The organism is Rothia sp. P7208 (genome assembly GCF_048512915.1).
In the GTDB taxonomy this organism is placed as follows: domain Bacteria; phylum Actinomycetota; class Actinomycetes; order Actinomycetales; family Micrococcaceae; genus Rothia.
Map to the genome: position 1 here is coordinate 475,338 of NZ_JBLXXW010000001.1, position 18,916 is coordinate 494,253.

At 49.8% G+C, this 18,916-nt stretch carries 15 protein-coding genes and 1 tRNA gene; 8 read left to right on the top strand and 8 right to left on the bottom strand.

Annotated elements, in window-relative coordinates; translation table 11 throughout:
- The first annotated feature begins 57 nt into the window (after positions 1-57).
- Positions 58-2,130, top strand: coding sequence for a glucose PTS transporter subunit IIA (locus tag ACN084_RS02210; RefSeq protein WP_419105740.1), 2,073 nt, complete (start codon positions 58-60; stop codon positions 2,128-2,130).
- Between the two features lie 99 nt (positions 2,131-2,229).
- Here the strand turns inward: ACN084_RS02210 and ACN084_RS02215 are convergent, their stop codons facing one another.
- Positions 2,230-2,721, bottom strand: a complete 492-nt coding sequence (locus ACN084_RS02215) for a GNAT family N-acetyltransferase (RefSeq protein ID WP_419105741.1) — start codon at positions 2,719-2,721, stop codon at positions 2,230-2,232.
- Between the two features lie 89 nt (positions 2,722-2,810).
- Positions 2,811-2,883 (bottom strand) — tRNA-Lys (locus ACN084_RS02220).
- Between the two features lie 144 nt (positions 2,884-3,027).
- Between ACN084_RS02220 and ACN084_RS02225 the strand changes: the two genes are divergently transcribed.
- The 3 genes from ACN084_RS02225 to ACN084_RS02235 all read left to right on the top strand — a co-directional run bounded on the left by ACN084_RS02225 (position 3,028) and on the right by ACN084_RS02235 (position 5,646).
- A complete protein-coding gene (locus ACN084_RS02225) occupies positions 3,028-3,747 on the top strand; it encodes a histone acetyltransferase (protein ID WP_419105742.1) in 720 nt (239 codons plus the stop codon).
- A gap of 261 nt (positions 3,748-4,008) precedes the next feature.
- Entirely contained in the window at positions 4,009-4,629 is a 621-nt protein-coding gene (locus tag ACN084_RS02230) for a DUF47 family protein (RefSeq protein WP_419101084.1), read from the top strand.
- A gap of 3 nt (positions 4,630-4,632) precedes the next feature.
- Positions 4,633-5,646 (top strand): inorganic phosphate transporter, encoded by a 1,014-nt coding sequence (locus ACN084_RS02235; RefSeq protein WP_419105743.1) that lies wholly within the window; start codon positions 4,633-4,635, stop codon positions 5,644-5,646.
- A 116-nt stretch (positions 5,647-5,762) separates the two neighbouring features.
- On the opposite strand, the gene pstB is transcribed toward ACN084_RS02235, so the two are convergent.
- The 4 genes from pstB to pstS are packed head-to-tail and all read right to left on the bottom strand — an operon-like array spanning position 5,763 to position 9,873.
- Positions 5,763-6,542 carry a phosphate ABC transporter ATP-binding protein PstB gene (pstB, locus tag ACN084_RS02240; protein ID WP_419103132.1) on the bottom strand — a complete coding sequence of 260 codons (780 nt, stop codon included), beginning with the start codon at positions 6,540-6,542 and terminating at the stop codon, positions 5,763-5,765.
- A gap of 40 nt (positions 6,543-6,582) precedes the next feature.
- Positions 6,583-7,686, bottom strand: a complete 1,104-nt coding sequence (pstA, locus tag ACN084_RS02245; protein WP_419105744.1) for a phosphate ABC transporter permease PstA — start codon at positions 7,684-7,686, stop codon at positions 6,583-6,585.
- Positions 7,687-7,689: 3 nt separating this feature from the next.
- Positions 7,690-8,721, bottom strand: coding sequence for a phosphate ABC transporter permease subunit PstC (gene pstC, locus ACN084_RS02250; RefSeq protein WP_419105745.1), 1,032 nt, complete (start codon positions 8,719-8,721; stop codon positions 7,690-7,692).
- Between the two features lie 39 nt (positions 8,722-8,760).
- Positions 8,761-9,873, bottom strand: coding sequence for a phosphate ABC transporter substrate-binding protein PstS (gene pstS, locus ACN084_RS02255; protein WP_419105746.1), 1,113 nt, complete (start codon positions 9,871-9,873; stop codon positions 8,761-8,763).
- 206 nt (positions 9,874-10,079) lie between these two features.
- Here pstS and ACN084_RS02260 point away from each other — a divergent pair, with 206 nt between their 5' ends.
- Genes ACN084_RS02260 through disA form a run of 3 tightly spaced genes read left to right on the top strand, consistent with a single transcriptional unit; the run spans position 10,080 to position 13,980 of the window.
- Complete coding sequence (locus ACN084_RS02260; protein WP_419105747.1) at positions 10,080-11,405, top strand: FUSC family protein; 1,326 nt, start codon at positions 10,080-10,082, stop codon at positions 11,403-11,405.
- A gap of 48 nt (positions 11,406-11,453) precedes the next feature.
- Positions 11,454-12,866 carry a DNA repair protein RadA gene (gene radA, locus ACN084_RS02265; protein WP_419105748.1) on the top strand — a complete coding sequence of 471 codons (1,413 nt, stop codon included), beginning with the start codon at positions 11,454-11,456 and terminating at the stop codon, positions 12,864-12,866.
- A 37-nt stretch (positions 12,867-12,903) separates the two neighbouring features.
- Complete coding sequence (gene disA, locus ACN084_RS02270; RefSeq protein WP_419101092.1) at positions 12,904-13,980, top strand: DNA integrity scanning diadenylate cyclase DisA; 1,077 nt, start codon at positions 12,904-12,906, stop codon at positions 13,978-13,980.
- Between the two features lie 96 nt (positions 13,981-14,076).
- On the opposite strand, the gene ACN084_RS02275 is transcribed toward disA, so the two are convergent.
- Entirely contained in the window at positions 14,077-14,946 is an 870-nt protein-coding gene (locus ACN084_RS02275) for a hypothetical protein (protein ID WP_419105749.1), read from the bottom strand.
- Between the two features lie 78 nt (positions 14,947-15,024).
- On the opposite strand from ACN084_RS02275, the gene ACN084_RS02280 reads away from it, so the two are divergent.
- Positions 15,025-15,981, top strand: coding sequence for an A/G-specific adenine glycosylase (locus ACN084_RS02280; RefSeq protein ID WP_419101094.1), 957 nt, complete (start codon positions 15,025-15,027; stop codon positions 15,979-15,981).
- Positions 15,982-16,220: 239 nt separating this feature from the next.
- Here ACN084_RS02280 and ACN084_RS02285 read toward each other — a convergent pair whose 3' ends face one another.
- A complete protein-coding gene (locus ACN084_RS02285) occupies positions 16,221-18,788 on the bottom strand; it encodes an ATP-dependent Clp protease ATP-binding subunit (protein ID WP_419105750.1) in 2,568 nt (855 codons plus the stop codon).
- Positions 18,789-18,916: the final 128 nt, after the last annotated feature.

Genomic DNA, 18,916 nt, shown 5'->3' on the forward strand with positions numbered 1-18,916 from the left:
CGGGTCTTTTATGTTTTCTCAGGACTTTCCGCACACACCAATCCAGAAGGAGTACCAGTGAACAACTCCGAGATGGGTGCCAAAATCCTCGAAGGTCTTGGCGGCCCAGAAAATATCTCGCACTTCACTCACTGTGCAACCCGTCTGCGCGTGACCCCTAAATCACGCTCAGCAATCAACACCGAAATGATCGAAAAGGTCCCCGGTGTTCTTTCCATCATCGAACAGTCCGGACAGACTCAAGTTGTTCTTGGCGACAAAGTCGAAGCTGTTTACAACGACATGCTCAAACTCCCCGGCATGAGTGCTATTGGAGAAGGCTCCAACCAGTCCTCCGCTGAAGGCGAGAAAAAAGCAAGCGTACTAACCCGCGTATTCGACGTTCTCTCCGATTCATTCCGCCCAGTTCTTTGGGCGCTGCTTGGCACCTCGATGATTCTAACCCTCATCGTATTCATGCAGCAGATCGGCTACTTCGGTCAGTACGTTGACCTCACCGGCGAAACCGTAAACATCGACATCGTTAACGGACCTCGTCTAGCAGATCCAGAAGTTGCTGCAAAGATGCTCGATGAGTGGCGTCTCGCTTACCCCTTCTGGTTCCTCATGCTCGCTGCATCACTTTCTGTTTTGCAGTTCATGCCCATTATGATTGGCGCTACCGCAGCTAAGCGCCTTGGCGCAAACATGTGGGTTGGTGCAGCTATCCCTGCAGCACTCATGACCGGTGTATTCCAGGGCTTCAACAATATTGCAGTTGATGGCGTTGTAAATGTTCCATTCCTTGGCTTAGACCTTCCGCTATACGTTATGAACTACACCGGACAGATCTTCCCACCGCTCTTCGCTGCCGCACTTCTTGCTCCACTTGAGCGATTCCTCAAGCGCATTATTCCTACCATGCTCCACATGGTATTCGTGCCCATGATTTCTGTCATGGTTTTGGTTCCTGTTACTGCGTTCCTTGTTGGTCCTTTCGGTATCAAGTTCGCATTGGCTATTTCTGACGTCATCGGCGGAGTTAACGAAGTTGCTCCTTGGCTTGTTGGCGGCCTCATTGCAGGTCTCTACCTCTTCATGGTTCCACTTGGTCTACACTGGCCTTTGAACGCTGTGATGATTAACAACCTTCAGACCGTTGGTACTGACTTCATTCAGTCCCCTATGGGCGCATACAACTTCGCAGTATTCGGTCTTGTTACCGGTGTTGCTATCCGTGCTAAGCAGAATAAAGAGCTTCGTCAGACTGCTGTTGGTGCAGCCGCTTCCGGTTTGCTCGGCGGTATTTCTGAGCCTTCCCTCTACGGTGTTGTGCTTCGCTACAAGCGCGTGATCCCCATCATCTTGGTTCCCGCTGTTATCGGTGGCGCAACCATCTCCGCTTTGGGTGTTAAGTCTTACGCCTTCGCGTTTACCTCCTTGCTATCTATCCCTGCAATGCAGCCTGCTGGCTACTACGTCATCGGTCTTGCTATCGCGTTCTTCGGCGCAATGGCTGGCGTTCTTGTCTTCGGCTACGAGTCCAAGACTCCTGCTGCCGGCAAAGTAGCTGAGAAAGTAGCTGCTACCGCTGGTGCTGCTGCAGGCGCTGCCGGTGCCGCTGCTGGTGCTGTTGCAGATAAGGCTCAGGCTGCTACCTCTGCGGTTCAGGAAAACCTTCCTTGGGCTTCTGGTGAAGCAGTGGAGATTTCTTCCCCTCTTGAAGGCGAAGCTATCGCATTGTCTGAGGTTCCAGACCCCATCTTCGCAGCTGGTCAGCTCGGTAAGGGTGCAGCAGTTGTTCCTAGCGGAAACTCTGTTGTTGCTCCTGCTGCAGGCAAAGTTGCTGCCATCCCCGCTTCTCGCCACGCTATCGGACTCAAACTCGATAACGGTGTAGAACTTCTCATTCACGTCGGTATCGACACCGTCAACCTCAATGGCGAAGGCTTCAACGTTCTCGTTGCTAAGGGTGACCGCGTCGAAGCTGGTCAAGAACTTCTTACCTTTGACCGCTCCGTCATTGAAAAAGCTGGCTACTCCCTCGTCACCCCCGTTCTTGTCACTAACACCGTCAAGTACGAAGACGTTGCAGGCGTAACTGGCGATGTAAACACCTCAAGCAAGTTGCTCTCTATCACCGCTAAATAAGGGATTCTTCCTTTTCTCAAAGTGCTGATATAAAAGGCTGGGTGTCTTGCCAAAGATTTTTGGTAAGACACCCAGCCTTTATCTATTGAAGGAATATTTTTATGGGTGCAGAGGTAAAACTTTATGCACGTGTGGAATACCAGCTTCCATAAATTCTTCACCGTATTCTTCAAACTCTCGGTAGAGCGTATCTTTGAGATAAGACTGAGCTGTTAGTTCAATACGATCAGCTAAAGTATTTTCTTTAATCCAGCGAATACCTGTTTCTAGAATGGTGCGTCCAAGTCCAGTTCCTCGAGCTTTCTCGTGCACTGCGACCCTTCCAATCGTCCAAGCCCCAGGCATCAGTTCATGTGATTCATCGACGTATTTGCCACAGTCGAACATCCGGATATACGCCAAGATTGTTCCGTCATCGGCCTGATGAAACATGTGTATACAGTTAATATCTGTTTCGTCAGGGTCTGGTTCAGTAATTTTTTGCCCGCGGGTAAAAACTTCGGCTCTGGTGCAATAGATTCCGTGCAGTTCGCGAAGGGTTAGCTCATCAAAAGATTTGACCGTAAAGTCTGGTTCTTGGTCTTTAGCCATCGTAACCACCTTAGAATCTGTCATTGTGAATAAGTGACCATAAACGAAAACCCCGCTCTGGAATATATACCAGAACGGGGTTTTTGCGGTGCGCCCTGTGGGGCTCGAACCCACGACCCACGGATTAAAAGTCCGATGCTCTACCAACTGAGCTAAAGGCGCTCCACCAAGCTCAAACGAACTCAGCAGGTACTACTATACAGCAATTATCGAAAAAGTAAAAACTCCACAGAGAATATTTTTAACGCGATAAGGAGCACATTTAAACCCTCTCACCCTCAACACTAAAAAACCTAGAATATCCCTATGCCCCAAAACCCTCAGCCCAACAGAACACACCACCGCCCCGTCACATTCTCCACTGAGGTATTCGACCGTTACCCTGGTGGTTCAGACCCCCAAACAACCGCACAGGCAGCACACTATTCAGCGCATGCACTATTACAACAAGGAAGAAAAAATACCGACCCAAACATTACCCAAAAACTTGTCCACTTCACCGACACCTTCGGACTAGAAACACTCGCAGAAATGTGGTCACAAGCGCCTGCTCTCTCTTTACCTGGCGCACTCTGGAGAATCTACCTCATTAGAGACACCGTCCACACACATACAACACAAATCGCGCACTACTATGCTCGCGGAATGGAACAAAACTGGCGTTCCTCCCTCATCGCAGGTGTAGCAGACCCACCCACCGAACAAGAAGTCGCAGAAACCACCAACACCATTCTCACCGGAGCCTACACCGGAGATTTCGACATAGCGTTAGAACGTTTCGCCGCATTCTGCGCTGTTATCGCAACAGGACAACGAGCTACCGCGCACACCATCGTCTCGGGAAAGAACTCCCCAACTCCCCCACAACAGACAACACTGCAATATCAACTACGCCCCAGCGCAGAAGTACAGACAGAAGCACGCAGAAGAGCAGAACAACTACACGCCAAAACTCAACAACTCCTCACAATCTCCCAAGATCTCGAACAAGCAGCACAATTATGGCGAGCAGGCACCCTCGAATAGACACCAACAACGCTATCTACACATGCAGCATCATCGGTATCGAACGTTTGACATCCTTAGCAAAAGAGAAGAAACTAGATATAGATGTCAGGCTGCTAATAGGTAGCCCCGGGCTCCAAAAATATAGCCGCTACGAGCGGCCTTCCGCCGAGAGGCGCTCCCAGCCTGACATCGCCTAAAACACTTCCCCAGAACGGCTCATCTGCCTGCATCACCACTACGCACATCATAAGTTTGCGGGGAACCACCCGAAGGAAAGCCGTGTTTGACTATTTATTCCTCTCTGAGAACTCCTCCCTCAAGTCTCTAGCAGAACTTTCACGAAAAGTTATCAACTCAGCAGACATGCTCTCAGAACTCGTGGGCTCCATAGAACAAGCAGACACCTCCAACATCCTCGATGAGATGTTCACACAAGAAGCACAAGCACAAGACCTCTTCTTTACCACCATGACACTCGTACGCAGCTCCTTCGCTGCTCCCCTACCTCGAGAAGACCTCTACACGCTAGCAAACCACCTGATGACAGCGGTAGAACGCCTCACCAGTGCCGCACATGTGCTTTCACTACACCGTATCGACAGGTTCCCCTCACATCTGACCACGATGCTCGACCTCATCCAACGAGAAGCCGTCCTAACAACAGCTGTTATCCCAAAACTCGAAGACCTCAAAGGACTCGACGAATACTGGATTGACATGCTACGCATCTCACGCCAAGCAACACGCACAGCAGAAATCTACAGTGCCGAACTTGTAGACCAAAATAACAGCCAACATTATATGAAGCACTTCCAATTCATTACAGAGCTCAAAGCTGTATCTGATTCCATGAGAGCAGTCTCCGCGCAAATTGGTCGCATCGTGGTACAGGAATCATAAATAGTGAGCATCATCCTGTTTATCCTCGCATTTTTAGGACTCACCGGCTATCTTTTCGTCACGGGATTCCATGATGCACCCAATGCCGCCGCCGTCCCCGTACGAACCCGCGCACTCACACCAAGAATAGCGTTACTTGTCGGCGCCTGCCTTAACTTCTTAGGAGTCCTCGCTGGTACAGCCATCCTCACAAGCCATCACTCACAATGGGTGAAGGTACCGCTTAACAATGTAGGTTTAGCCATCCTCCTCACAGCCTTCTTCGCTCAAATAGTATGGGGACTCATCACCTTTTGGCTTAGGATGCCATCCTCATCCACCCACGCTCTTTTTGGCGGACTCATTGGCGCAGTCTGGGCGGCAAACGAATCAAATATTGCGACCGTTAACCCGCTCACAGAGTCTTTTAAAAGCTTCATTCTTGTTCCGTTTCTGGTGCTCCCGGCCCTAGTATTTTTCCTCTCGTGGGCAACAGTTTTTCCTCTATCTCGCCTGACGTCTAAGGCATATCCGCGTGCAGTGCATAAGGTCTCACGCCACGCAATGTCGATATCAAACTCAGCTATTTCTCTCATACACGGGATTCAAGTAGGACAACGAGCATTATTGTTCTTCTTATTAATGTGTCTATGCGCAGATATATCGCTCACCCCGTTATGGGTTATCGTGGCCATCCTCTTCTTTGCGCTAACCCTCGCAGCAGGAACCCTCGTGGGCGGATGGCGTATCGGACACACCTTTGCACATAAAATGGTTCAAATCGACCCATTCCGTGGTGCAGTTGCACAGGGAACAACAGCAATAGCTCTCTTCTTATCTCAAGCTTTTCTACACACGCCCGTATCTTCATCTCATTTTGCGTCCGCCTCCGTGCTCGGCGCAGGCATCAATCAAAGATTCTCTTCTGTACGTCTTCCTATCGCACTCAAGGTTATTTTGACGTGGGTGGCAACAGTACCAGCGGCGTTCTGTATCGCCTCATTATTCTTCCTGCTACTCTCCCCAGCTCTCAAATAGCCTCAGAATCTTTGCATGAATTATTCATGCACACTCGTACTACATCACATATACGATGAGGGGTGTAACGCATACACGCGTTACACCCCTCATCTTCTACCCGCAGAACTTCGGTCTTATCCGAAACGACCAAGAATATAATCTTCAGTTGCCTGCTCTTTCGGTCGGCTAAAGATCTCTCGAGTATCACCGTACTCAATCAGTTTTCCAGGCTTACCAGTTCCAGCAATATTGAAGAATGCGGTCTTATCTGAAATACGTGATGCTTGGTGCATATTGTGGGTCACGATCACCACGGTATAGTCTTCTTTCAGTTCATTAATCAAATCTTCTACCGCCAAAGTAGAGATAGGGTCTAACGCAGAACACGGTTCGTCCATCAAAATAACTTCAGGTTTGACGGCGATAGAACGAGCAATGCATAGACGTTGCTGCTGTCCGCCAGAAAGATCACCGCCCGGCTTATCAAGACGATCTTTGACCTCATTCCACAGGTTTGCGCCTTTCAAAGAAGTCTCTACTAGCTCATCCGCATCACTCTTAGAAATCTTACGATTATTGAGCTTCACCCCAGCAAGAACGTTCTCGCGGATAGACATCGTCGGGAACGGATTAGGACGCTGGAAAACCATACCAATCTTCGCACGAACTGCTACAGGATCAACTCCCTTACCATACAGATCATGCCCGTCAAGGCGAATACTTCCGGTAACGCGAGCACCGGCAATAACTTCGTGCATACGGTTCAACGTACGTAAGAACGTTGACTTACCGCAACCAGAAGGCCCAATAAAAGCAGTGACCGAGCGCGGTTCAATCGTCATATTGACATCTTCTACAGCAAGAAAATCACCGTAGTATACGTTGAGGTTTTCAACATCGATTCGCTGAGACAAAAGAGTTTCCTTAACTATTGCGAGTGGGAGAGAAAAAGTATTATGAGCGGCTTGTCTTCGGGGCAAAAACCTTTGCCACCAATCGAGCAGCTAGGTTCAACACCATGACAATGACGATAAGTACAAGAGCAGCTGACCACGCTCGACCTTCAGAAACGGCAGCAGCGGTTGGGCTAGTTGGTGTCATCAACTGGTAGTAGATGTATGTTGGCAATGTTGCCATCCAACCGCCAAACGCATTCCAGTTGATGGAGGTGACAAACCCTGCAGTAACAAGAATTGGGGCAGTCTCACCAATGACGCGCGCAATTGCAAGAGTCACACCAGAGGCAATACCAGAAATTGCGGTAGGAATAACAACTTTCATGATGGTGCGCCATTTACGAACGCCTAGCGCATATGCAGCTTCACGTAATTCGTTAGGAACAATACGAAGCATCTCTTCTGCGTTACGGACCACGGTAGGAATCATCAGAACTGATAAGGCTACAGCCGCAACAAAACCTGTTCTTTCAGAGGGGTTAGCTGTTGCGAACGCGAAGAATGATGCCGCAAAAAGACCAGCCACAATTGACGGGATACCTGTCATCACATCGACGAAGAAAGTAATTACTTTTGCGAGAACACCACCTTTGGCGTATTCCACAAGGTAGATAGCCGTGAGCAAACCGACAGGAACCGACATCACTGTTGCGAGAAGAGTAATCTCTAATGTTCCTACTATCGCGTGGTAAATACCTCCAAGTACGACGCCTTCACCGCTTAATGCAGCGTTATCGTGAACACCTGTTACACCCTTCATCGAGGTGCTCAACAAATCAACCGATAGGTGAGGCAGACCTTTAGAAAGGACAACCCAAATCACCGAGGTCAATGGGATAAGAGCACCGATAAAAGCTCCAAGAACTAGGAACCGTGCTAAAGAATCCACTCCACGGCGTCGCCCTTCAACCATTCCCGTCACTATCGGAGCAGCAATGATGAAAGTTATCGCGGAGAAGATACCCCAGCTAATCCACGAAAATCCAAGAACAGAAGCGAGCGCCGCTCCTAGTAGTACCGATGAGGTGGCTACTGCTAGAGGCATCCAGCGTGGTGCTCGGTGGACTCCAAAATAATCAGATGATGATAATGCGATACTCATGAGTTATGCCTTCTTGCGGTAGCGGCTGACAATAAGTCGTGCTGCAATGTTGACGATGAGGGTGATGACGAAGAGCACCAAACCGGCTGCGATGAGTTCTGACATGCGTAAGCCATAAGCTTCAGGGAAGTTCAACGCAATGTCTGATGCGAAGGTTTGGTTTCCGGAGGAGATGATGGAGGCGGTGAGTGGACCTCCAGAGAGTACGAGGGTGACGGCCATGGTTTCGCCGAGTGCGCGTCCTAGTGCCAGCATGACGGAGGAGATAATTCCGTTTCGTGCAAAGGGAAGGACCGTCATACGAATCATTTCCCAGCGTGTTGCCCCTAATCCTAGTGCTGCTTCTTGTTGCAATTTGGGGGTTTGGATGAAAAGTTCACGGCACATAGAGGTGATGATGGGCAGAATCATGATGCCAAGGACGACTCCTGCGGTGAGGATAGTTTTACCTGTTTGTGAGGTAGCCCCAGAGAAGATGGGCATCCATCCCATGTGTGTTCCGAGCCAGTCGTAGATAGGTACAACGTGTGGTGCGAGCACCATTGCTCCCCATGCACCAAAGATGACGGACGGGATTGCGGTGAGCAGGTCGATGAGGTAGCTGACCGGTTTCGCAATTTTCTTTGGCGCGTAGTGGGAGATGTAGAGGGCAATACCGATGCCCATGGGTGTTGCGAGAAGTAGCGCTATGGCGGAGGCGATAAGCGTTCCAACTGCTAGCGGGTAGATATAAGACCAGAAGCTACCTTCGGTGAGTTCTGCTGCTGGGGCGGAGAAAACTGGTGCTGCTTGGATGATAAGAAATATCGCAACGGACGCAAGAACAGCGAGAATGAGGATTCCTGCGCTGAGTGATATTCCGGAGAAAATCTTGTCGGTGGCGGGGCTACCTGCATGCGTTGCCTGTGCGAACGGGTTGGGTGTTGCACTGTGGGAGGGGCGTGAACCTTGGGGTAGGTTTGTCCCGTGTCCTGGAGTTTCAGAATAGTGTGTTTCTGTTGTTCCTGGAAGTGTAGACCGTATTTGGGTAGTCATGGATGCGCTCTATCTCGGTTCTGCGTTCGTTGCTGATATTTATTTCGCGACGGTGATGGATTCGACGGCTTTTTGTGCTTCGTCGCGTAGTGCTGGTGTGAGCGGTGCTGAAGATGCGGCGTTAGCAGCGTCTTGCTGTCCTTTTTCGGATACGACGTAGCTTTCGTAGGCTTTGACGAGGTCTACGGTGTTCTGGTCTTTATAGGTGGAGCATACGATGTGGTATGAGACGAGCACGATGGGGTACGCCCCATTTTCGTTGGGGGTACGGTTGATGTCGATGGACATATCGTGTTCGTTCATGGAGCCAACTCGTTCAGAAATTTCTACAGTTTTAGCGGCAGATTCTGGGGAGAGTTTGACGTAGTCCTCACCGGTTTTGACGGATACTGTTCCGAGGGTTCCGATAGCTGATGCGTCGGCGTAGGTGATTGCGCCTTCAGTTGCTACGGTGGTGGAGACGACACCGGAGGTGCCTTTATTTGCTTCACCGGCGTATTCAGAAGGCCAGTTACCGTCAGCTTCTTTACCCCATGCTCCGTTTGAGGCGGCTTCGAGGTATTCGGTGAAGTTTTTGGTGGTGCCTGAGTCGTCAGAGCGGTGAACGACGGTGATGGTGGTGTCAGGAAGTTCTACGCCTTCATTTTGGGAAGTGATTGCGGTGTCGTTCCATTTGGTGATGTCGCCTTTGAAGATTTTTGCGATGGTTTCACCGTCGAGTTTGAGTTCTTTGATTCCCGGTACGTTGAAGGCAATTGCGATGGGTGAGATATATACGGGGATGTCGATGCCGCCTTCTGCACCACAGACGGCTTTAGATGCTTCGTATTCTTCTTTGGACAGGTGGGCGTCAGAGCCGGCGAAGTTTGCTGCTCCTGCAAGGAATGCTTTACGTCCTGCGCCGGAGCCGTCAGGAGAGTATTGTACGTTTGCGCCACTGTGTTCTGCAGCGAAGCCACTTTCCCATGCGGTAATTGCTGCTTGTTGTGAGGATGCGCCAATACCGGTGAGCGTTCCACTGACGTTGCTTTGAGCGTTGGATGAGGAATCGTTGGTGGTTGTTTTGACGGCGTTATCAGATCCGCAAGCAGAAAGAGCGAGTAGTCCGATAAGGGCTAGGGAGCCGGTGCTTGCAAGAGCTTTTGCTTTCACGAATTGTCCTTTTCCGTATGTGAAGAAAATCTGAGATATTCTCTATCTCAGCTGTATGGGTAGACAGTTGAACAAGTGTCGGTAGCTGTCTCATACAGGTGTAACTCTAGGAGTGGAAAGTTTCTCATAATGAACACTTACGTAAACGGTTCCTTAACTCTGTGCGATTTTCTTGTTCTTTATGTTGAGCGCCTACACTAGAGAGCATGGGAGTTTCACACGCGTGGTCGCGTCTTGTACAGAGTTTTTGTGGCTGGTTTATGTCCGGTATGAGAAGGGTTCGTGAGGGATTTTTTCAGTCTCTTCAGATTGTTGCTTCTGGTATCGGCGCTTATATTTTTGCTCAGCATGTGCTTGGGCATAGTGAACCAATTTTTGCGGCAACGGCAGCGATTGTTTCTTTAGGGTATGTACGTGGTGCTACTCATGCGCGGAGGATGTTAGAAGTAACTATCGGTGTGACGTTGGGTGTCATTATTGGTGATGCGTTGATGTTGCTTCTGGGCCGTGGCATTTGGCAGGCGGCTGTGATTCTTCTGATTTCTATTCTGGTGGCACGTTTCCTTGATGATGGCATTATTTTTACGATTCAGATGGGTTTGCAATCCTGTCTGGTGGTTTTGATGACGCCCACGGTTGAGGGGCCTTTTTTGAGGAGTCTTGACGCGATTGTTGGTGGCGCTTTTGCTTTCTTGATGATGTTTCTTTTCCCGAAGGATCCTCGTGTTTCACCTCGTTGGAATTCTCAAAAGTTATTGGCAGCTTATAGTGATGTGCTCAAGGAGTCTGCTGCAGCGATAGAAACATATGATTCTAAGGCTGCGTGGATGGCGTTGGCCAGTGCTCGTAGTTTACAGCCGTTGTATGCAACAGCAGATGGTGAAGTGGTAACGGCTAAGGGTATGGCTCAGTTATCGTGGTTAGGTCGCAGTCATCGACGTGAGTTATTGGAGTTATCTTCTACGTTGAATGCTGTTGATTTGGCGATTCGTAATACGCGGGTGTTGAATCGACGGATGGCTTCAACATTGGATCATGTGCAACTTTCTGAAAGCGCCATTATTTCTTTAACGACGGTGCTTTCTAAGTTGAGTGTTGCGGTGACCTTGTTAGGTGAGGCGGTTTCTCACCGTGAGGAGCATATCCGTTTGGATCTTAAAAGTCAGGCGGAACGTCATTTAGTGCGTATTGCTCAACAGCTTGATCCGGTATTAATGGGTGTTCAGACATTAGAGGCAGAGTCTTTGGTGTTGATGGTTCGTCCTCTTGTGGTTGATTTGTTGGAGGCTACGGGTAAGTCTCATGATGAGGCGGTTCAGTGTTTGGTGCCGTTGACAGTTTCGATGACAAAGCATGCGCCACGCACTCAGCAGATTCCGGTGATTCCTCAAGATCCTCAGAAACAGCGTGAACTTTTAGAGCAGGCTCTTGAACAGTCTGAAGATTCTTCTACTAGTGGACGAGGTTTGTGTCCTGATGATACTCGTGCGTTGAATATTGTGTTGCGCTCTCAGCTCAGAGGGGATCAGTAGTGCCATGTTGGTAGGCTGTATGTTGAGTTTTAGTGTGGAGGGTCGTTGATGAGTGCTCGTAAGTCTTCTCGTTCTGCGAATACGTATCGTTGTGCTGAGTGTGGTTGGACAACTGCGAAGTGGGTGGGGCGTTGTGGTCAGTGTCAGCAGTGGGGAACGGTAGAAGAAATTCATGGTGCTGCTGTTGCTAAGACTGCTCCTGCTTCTGCGGTAGCTCAGCCGGCTCGTCCTATTGGGTCGGTTGATTCTACGGTTGCTCAGTATATGCCGACGAGTAATCCTGAGTTTGATCGGGTGCTTGGTGGTGGTCTTGTTCCTGGTGCGGTGATTTTGATGGCTGGTGAGCCAGGTGTCGGTAAGTCCACGTTGTTACTTGATATTGCGGCTCGTTTTGCGCGTGGTACGGGCTCTGATTCGTCGCATCGGGTGTTGTATATTACCGGTGAGGAGTCAGCGGCTCAGGTGAAATTGCGCGCTGATCGTATTGGTGCGGTGGCAGATACGCTGTTTTTGACGGCTGAGACGGATTTGAGTGTGGCTTTAGCTCATGTTGAGCAGGTGAATCCGGCACTCTTGATTGTTGATTCGGTGCAGACTCTTGCTTCTACTCAGGTGGAGGGAAGTGCCGGTGGTGTGACTCAGGTGCGTGAGGTTGCTGCTTCGTTGATTGCTGCAGCAAAGTCACGGAATATGTGCACTCTTCTTGTGGGTCATGTGACGAAAGAGGGCACGATAGCTGGCCCACGTCTTTTAGAGCATTTAGTTGATGTCGTGTGCCAGTGTGAAGGTGATAAACATTCGCAGATTCGTCTTTTGCGTGCTGTTAAAAATCGTTTTGGCCCAACCGATGAGGTCGGGTGTTTTGATATGCATGAGGACGGGATTGCGCCTGTTACTGATCCGTCGGGGCTTTTTGTGTCGAGGACGGCGCACCCTGTATCTGGTACGTGCGTTACGGTAACGATGGAGGGGCGTCGCCCACTATTGGCAGAGATTCAGGCGTTGTTGGATCAGTCTTCTACTGCTCAGCCCAGAAGGACGACGTCTGGGCTTGATCATTCTCGTATCGCGATGCTTTTGGCTGTACTTCAGAAGCGTGCAGGGTTTCATGTGGGTTCTTTAGATTGTTATATTTCGACCGTTGGTGGCGCAAAAATTGCTGAGCCAGCATCTGATTTAGCGGCGGTGATGGCTTTAGCGTCGGCTGCGCAAGATCAGCCTCTGCCGCGTAAGCTTGCTGTTTTTGGGGAGGTTGGGCTTGCTGGTGAGGTGCGTCCTGTTCCTGGTATTCGTCAGCGTATTGCTGAAGTTGCGCGCCTAGGTTTTACTCATGTCATTGTGCCGGCTTCTCCTACGGGCGTGGGTGAGGTTCCTGCTGGTGTGAGCGTTCGGGAGGTTATTTCTCTGAACGAAGCTTTAGCGTTGTTGTTCCCTGCTGAGAAGTCCTCTAAAACCTCCTAATTTAAGGTTTATGTTGTTACTGGCATAAGATGGTTTTGTGCAGTCTGTCTACAGTGAACGTCTTCTTAAAACTATTGCCCGTATTGCTCCTGGCACCGAGTTGCGTGAGGGGTTAGAGAGAATCCTTCGTGGTCGAACCGGCGCTCTCATTGTGCTCGGCAATGATAAGACGGTATCTCAAATATCTTCTGGCGGTTTTGCGATTCATACAGAGTTCTCTGCAACTCGGATTCGAGAGCTTGCAAAGATGGATGGCGCTATTATTTGTGATCGTGAGGCGACACAGCTCATCCATGCTGGTGTTCAGCTTTTACCTGACCCTAGTATTCCGACGCAGGAGTCTGGTACGCGTCATCGTACTGCTGAACGTGTTGCGGTCCAGACGGGTTTTCCGGTGATTTCAGTGAGCGCGTCCATGTCTCTTATTTCGGTGTATGTGGATGGTATCCGTTACACGGTGGAAGATTCTCAGGTGTTGATGAGCCGAGCTAATCAAGCGATTCAGACGTTGGAGTCTTATACGAAGCGTTTAGAGCAGGTTCTTCAGTCGTTGTCTTCTTTTGAGATTGAGTCGAGTGTTACGGTTCGTGATGTTGCGGCTACTTTGCAGCGTATGGAGATGGTGCGTCGTATTTGCACTGAAGTTGGGTTTTATGTGTTGGAACTGGGAGTTAGTGGTCGTCTCATTGCGTTGCAATTGGAGGAGCTGACTCGTCCGGATACTCCCGATGCTCGAGTGATTCTTCGTGATTATTTGCCGGCAGAAGGAACCCCTGACACTGATCAGGTTGAGCAGGCACTTACGCGTTTATATTCTCTTGATGATAGAGAACTTGTTGATTTTTCGATGATTGCAGATGCTATCGGTTTGGATGGGCAAAATTTGGATGTTTCGCTGTATCCGCGTGGGTATCGTCTGTTATCGGGGATTAAGTCTATGCCAGGGGCAGTTGCTTCTCGTATTGTTGAACAATTTGATGGTTTGCAGGGGCTGATGTCAGCTAGTCTCGATGATTTGCGTGCCGTTGATGGTATTGGTGAGCAACGTGCTCGTGTAATTCGTGAATCTCTTTCACGGATGGCAGAGGCATCTTTGCTTGAACAGTTCAGATAAAAATACGGCGTATTATTTTTCAGCGTTAAAGGTTGAGCGCCGACAATGTTTTCACATTGTCGGCGCTCAACACGTTAAACGTTAAGGTTTGAGGTGCTAGCCGGTAACGATGATACGAACAGGCTTAGAGTGTACACCGTTTACGCTTGCAGTAGCCCAGTAGTGTCCAGGTTGGATGGTGCGCTTGGTGCCACAACCGAGGACGTTCAAAGAACGGTCCCAAGTAATCACTTTAGTGTCGGTTGCGCCGGCAGCAATTTCTGTCGGGTCGATGGCAGCAGCGTTGCACTGTGCATAGTTGTATACCTGAGCAGGTCCAGAGATGATGTTGACGTCAACAGCTCCGGCGTTACCGCCAACGGTGCAAGGAGTTCCAGCTGTGTTGGTGTAGGTTACTGCCATAGCGGGGAACTGTCCGGCGCCGTAGGAGTTCTTATCGACAGTCAAAGAAACAGCCATATCTGCTGCGGAGCAAGCTGATACTACGGCAGGGCTTTGCTCTTCGGTAGGTTCAGCGGTAGCAGTCTCGGATGCAGCTGCATCTTCAGTGCGCTGTTCCTGAGTTGGTTCAGCTGCAGGAGTCTCTGCGGCTTCTACAGATGCACTAGCTTGTGCGTCCTCTTCTTTTTTCTGCTCTTGAGCATTATCTGAAGCCTGCGCAGAAGCAGAATTATCTGCTTCGTCTTTATCTTTGTCGCCGTCTTTATTGTCGGCGTGGGCAGACGCTGAAGCTCGGTCTGTAAAGTCGCTAAAAGGAGCAGCTGAAGAACTGGATGCTGCTGTTTGTGAAGCAGAAGCGTCTGTGTTCTTGGATGAGCCGCTGAGCGCTCTAACAATAGACACGAAACCCCAGATAAGAAGGATCAGCACGAGAAGAAGTGCTAAGAGTGCAAAAATACGACGTCGGATGTACACCTGCTGTGTAGGCTCGTCGCCGTGTGGATCTTCGAAACCATTTTGAGACATATATCTAGAATAGCGTGTATCGTGCCAGTTTTCTGCCCCTATTGGCTATGGATATGTTAAATCCTTTATGGTGTTCTTGTGGCTTCTGAGCATTTTCATTCATCACCATCGGCACAAGAACTCGCCGTCATCCACCAAAACATTATTTCGTGGTTCGAGAAGAACCAAAGAGACCTTCCGTGGCGTGCCCCGACACGCACGGGCTGGGAGGTGATGGTCAGTGAGTTCATGCTCCAACAAACCCCCGTCAAACGTGTGTTACCGGTTTGGGAATATTGGCTTGAACGGTGGAGTACACCGGCTGCTCTTGCGGCAGAAGATTCTGCAACTATTCTTAGGGCATGGGGACGGCTTGGGTATCCTCGGCGTGCTCTTCGTCTTCATGAAGCCGCAAAGACGATTGTTGAAAAGCATTCTGGTGTCGTCCCTAAAAGTTACGAAGAGTTAGTGGCGCTACCCGGTGTTGGCTCATATACGGCTGCTGCTATTAGTGTTTTTGCCTTTGGTGGCAGAGCAACAGTTATCGACACTAATATTCGACGAGTTCATAGCAGACTTGTTTTGGCGAAAGCCTTACCGGGTAAATCTCTTACAGCAGCGCAAACTCGATTAGCGCAGTCACTCATGCCAGAATCTTTAGAGGACTCTGTTCAGTGGAATGCGGCAACAATGGAGCTTGGTGCTCTTATCTGCACTGCACGTACCCCGCAATGTCAGGTATGTCCGGTACAGGAGCATTGTGCGTGGGTTCGCGCAGGAAAACCTCCAGCAGATTACACCCCCAAGGGGCAGACTTGGCACGGTACAGACCGTCAGCTACGAGGTGCTATTATGGCGGTTTTGCGTCAGGCACTCACACCTGTGCCACCAGAAATGTTCTTTGATGCTCATACGGTAAATCATCGCCCAGATATTTCTGAGGAGCTAACGCATTTACATCAGCTCAATAGTCCTTTTGAGCAGAAAGAGCGGTGTCTATCTACGCTAGTTCATGACGGGTTAGCTCAAAGAACATCCTCGGGTCTAAGTCTTTAAAAGAGTGAGGTGTTTTCCCTGCCTTGCATTACACGTTCACGCGATACATAACACAGGAATCTTAAACCAGCTAAAACCTCGGTTGCCTGCTCCAGCTTCTTTGGAGTGTTCTACTCTCACATATGGCTAGGCAGATACAGGAAACCAAACCTCCCTCCCCCTGTGCAGGGGAGGGAGGTTTACTAGTCATTGACTGCATCCATGGTTTCTTGAGAGCTGAGGTGCTCCCAGGAATGCCTTTACTCTTCTGTTTCGGAGCTTTGAGCGTGCTCAACGATTTCTTCAGCTTCTTCTTCTGCCTCGTGGGCGGAGAAGTCTACTGAGTCCTCAGATAGCTCGCTCATCGTGACGGAAGAGAACACAAATTTTGCGAGATCTCCTTCGCCCACCGTGTCGACCGTGATTTTTTCTCCCGGTTTGATTTCTCCAAAGAGAATCTTTTCAGAGAGAACATCTTCAATGTTCCGTTGCATCTCACGACGGAGTGGGCGTGCACCCATTGCAGGATCGTATCCCTTTGTTGCCATCAGAATCTTCGCAGAGTTCGTCAGTTCAATGCTCATGTCCTGCTCCGCAAGACGCTGAGCTAAACGACCAGTGAACAGGTCCACAATCTGCAAGATTTCAGTCTCAGAAAGCTGCGGGAAGACGACGATGTCATCAACACGGTTCAAGAATTCTGGACGGAAATGCTCTTTGAGGCTTTCCATCACGCGTGCTTGCATCCGCTCATAGTCACCTTCAACATCTCCAACGCTTTGGAAACCGACAGGCACTTTACGTGCCATATCACGAGAACCAAGGTTAGTGGTCATGATGATAACAGTGTTCTTGAAGTCGACGACACGTCCTTGCGAATCTGTGAGGCGACCGTCTTCAAGAATCTGTAGAAGCGAGTTGAAAAGGTCGGCATGTGCTTTTTCAACCTCATCAAATAGAACAACAGAGAACGGCTTACGACGTACTTTCTCGGTGAGCTGTCCGCCTTCTTCAAAGCCCACATATCCGGGAGGTGCACCGAAGAGACGAGAAACGGTATGTTTCTCTTGGTACTCTGACATATCCAAGGTAATGAGTGCTGATTCATCACCAAAGAGGAACTCTGCTAGAGCTTTAGCAAGCTCGGTTTTACCAACACCGGTAGGACCAGCAAAGATGAAAGAGCCTCCGGGACGGTTGGGGTCTTTGAGTCCAGCACGGGTTCGACGAATAGAACGAGAAAGAGCTTTAATAGCGTTCTTTTGTCCGACAACTCGTTTGTGGAGTTCATCTTCCATGGTGAGTAGGCGGCTGGTCTCTTCTTCAGTAATCTTGTAGACAGGAACGCCCGTTGCGTAGGCAAGAACTTCAGAAATCACGTCGGGAGTCACTTCACCGAATTCGTCTCCGCCTTCGCGCCATTTCTTTTCTGCCTCATCTTTTTTCTCGATGAGTTGTTGTTCGCGGTCACGAATCTCTGCTGCTTCTTCGAATTCAGAAGCGGCGATAGCAGCTTCTTTTTCTGCTTTGAGCTGTGCGATACGTTCTTCGAGGTTTTTAATCTCTGGTGGTGCAGTCATACGTTTGATACGTAGACGTGCACCCGCTTCGTCGATGAGGTCTACTGCCTTATCGGGGAGGAAACGGTCAGAGATATACCGTGCAGAAAGGTTTACCGCTGATTCGATGGCTTCATCTGAGATGGTCACGCGGTGGTACGCTTCATACTTGTCGCGTACGCCTTTGAGAATTTCAATAGCCAAAGCTGGCGAAGGTTCATCTACCTGAATAGGTTGGAAACGACGTTCTAAGGCAGCATCTTTTTCGATGTGTTTGCGGTACTCATCCAAGGTGGTTGCGCCGATAGTTTGCAATTCGCCGCGAGCAAGCATGGGCTTGAGGATTGAGGCTGCGTCGATGGCGCCTTCTGCTGCACCAGCACCAACGAGAGTGTGGATTTCGTCGATGAAGAGGATGATGTCGCCACGGGTGCGAATTTCTTTGAGAACTTTTTTGAGTCGTTCTTCAAAATCTCCGCGATAGCGTGAACCAGCTACGAGAGAGCCGAGGTCGAGTGAGTAGAGGTGCTTGTCTTTGAGCGTTTCGGGAACGTCTCCGTGCACGATTGCTTGAGCAAGCCCTTCAACCACAGCAGTTTTACCGACACCGGGCTCACCGATAAGTACGGGGTTATTCTTAGTGCGGCGTGAAAGAATCTGCATGACGCGTTCCATCTCGCGGTGCCTACCGATGACCGGATCCATTTTGCCTTCGCGGGCAGCTGCGGTGAGGTTACGTCCGAATTGGTCGAGGATGGCAGAACCGGCAGGCGCACCTTCTTTGGAGTTTCCAGCACCAACGCCGGCAGTTTCTTTGCCTTCGTTGTTTCCGGAGTATCCTGCGATGAGGTCGGTAACAGTTTGACGTATTTTAGCGCCGTCTACGCCGAGTTTGGTAAGAACCTGATTTGCGACACCTTCATCGGCGCGCACAAGCCCCAAGAGGATGTGTTCGGTGCCAATGTATCCGTGGTTGAGCTGAATAGCTTCACGCATCGAAAGTTCTAGAACTTTCTTTGCTCGCGGGGTAAAAGGAATATGCCCGGATGGCGCTTGAGCACCAGGGCCGATGATGTCTTGAACTTGCTCTCGAACACTCGAGAGACTCACTCCTAGGGATTCTAGTGCACGCGCAGCGATACCTTCGCCTTCGTGGATAAGTCCCAATAGGATGTGTTCGGTACCGATGTAGTTGTGGTTTAGCATGCGCGCTTCTTCTTGCGCTAGAACCACTACGCGCCGAGCACGGTCGGTAAATCGTTCAAACATTGAACACTCCTCACAAAATATTACGTTATGCAAAACATTACGCGTATTTTTGTTCTTTCTGGGGGCTGTTCGCATGCGGTGAAAAGATGAGGATTCGTTAGGTTCCCTCTGCCGGAGGCGTTGAGGGT

What these genes read in the sequence shown, in the direction of transcription:
- ACN084_RS02215 (WP_419105741.1), bottom strand. Translation starts at nt 2,721, where the DNA reads ATGGCTAAAGACCAAGAACCAGACTTTACGGTCAAATCTTTTGATGAG.
- ACN084_RS02225 (WP_419105742.1), top strand. Translation starts at nt 3,028, where the DNA reads ATGCCCCAAAACCCTCAGCCCAACAGAACACACCACCGCCCCGTCACA.
- pstA (WP_419105744.1), bottom strand. Translation starts at nt 7,686, where the DNA reads ATGAGTATCGCATTATCATCATCTGATTATTTTGGAGTCCACCGAGCA.
- pstC (WP_419105745.1), bottom strand. Translation starts at nt 8,721, where the DNA reads ATGACTACCCAAATACGGTCTACACTTCCAGGAACAACAGAAACACAC.
- ACN084_RS02260 (WP_419105747.1), top strand. Translation starts at nt 10,080, where the DNA reads ATGGGAGTTTCACACGCGTGGTCGCGTCTTGTACAGAGTTTTTGTGGC.
- radA (WP_419105748.1), top strand. Translation starts at nt 11,454, where the DNA reads ATGAGTGCTCGTAAGTCTTCTCGTTCTGCGAATACGTATCGTTGTGCT.
- ACN084_RS02275 (WP_419105749.1), bottom strand. Translation starts at nt 14,946, where the DNA reads ATGTCTCAAAATGGTTTCGAAGATCCACACGGCGACGAGCCTACACAG.
- ACN084_RS02285 (WP_419105750.1), bottom strand. Translation starts at nt 18,788, where the DNA reads ATGTTTGAACGATTTACCGACCGTGCTCGGCGCGTAGTGGTTCTAGCG.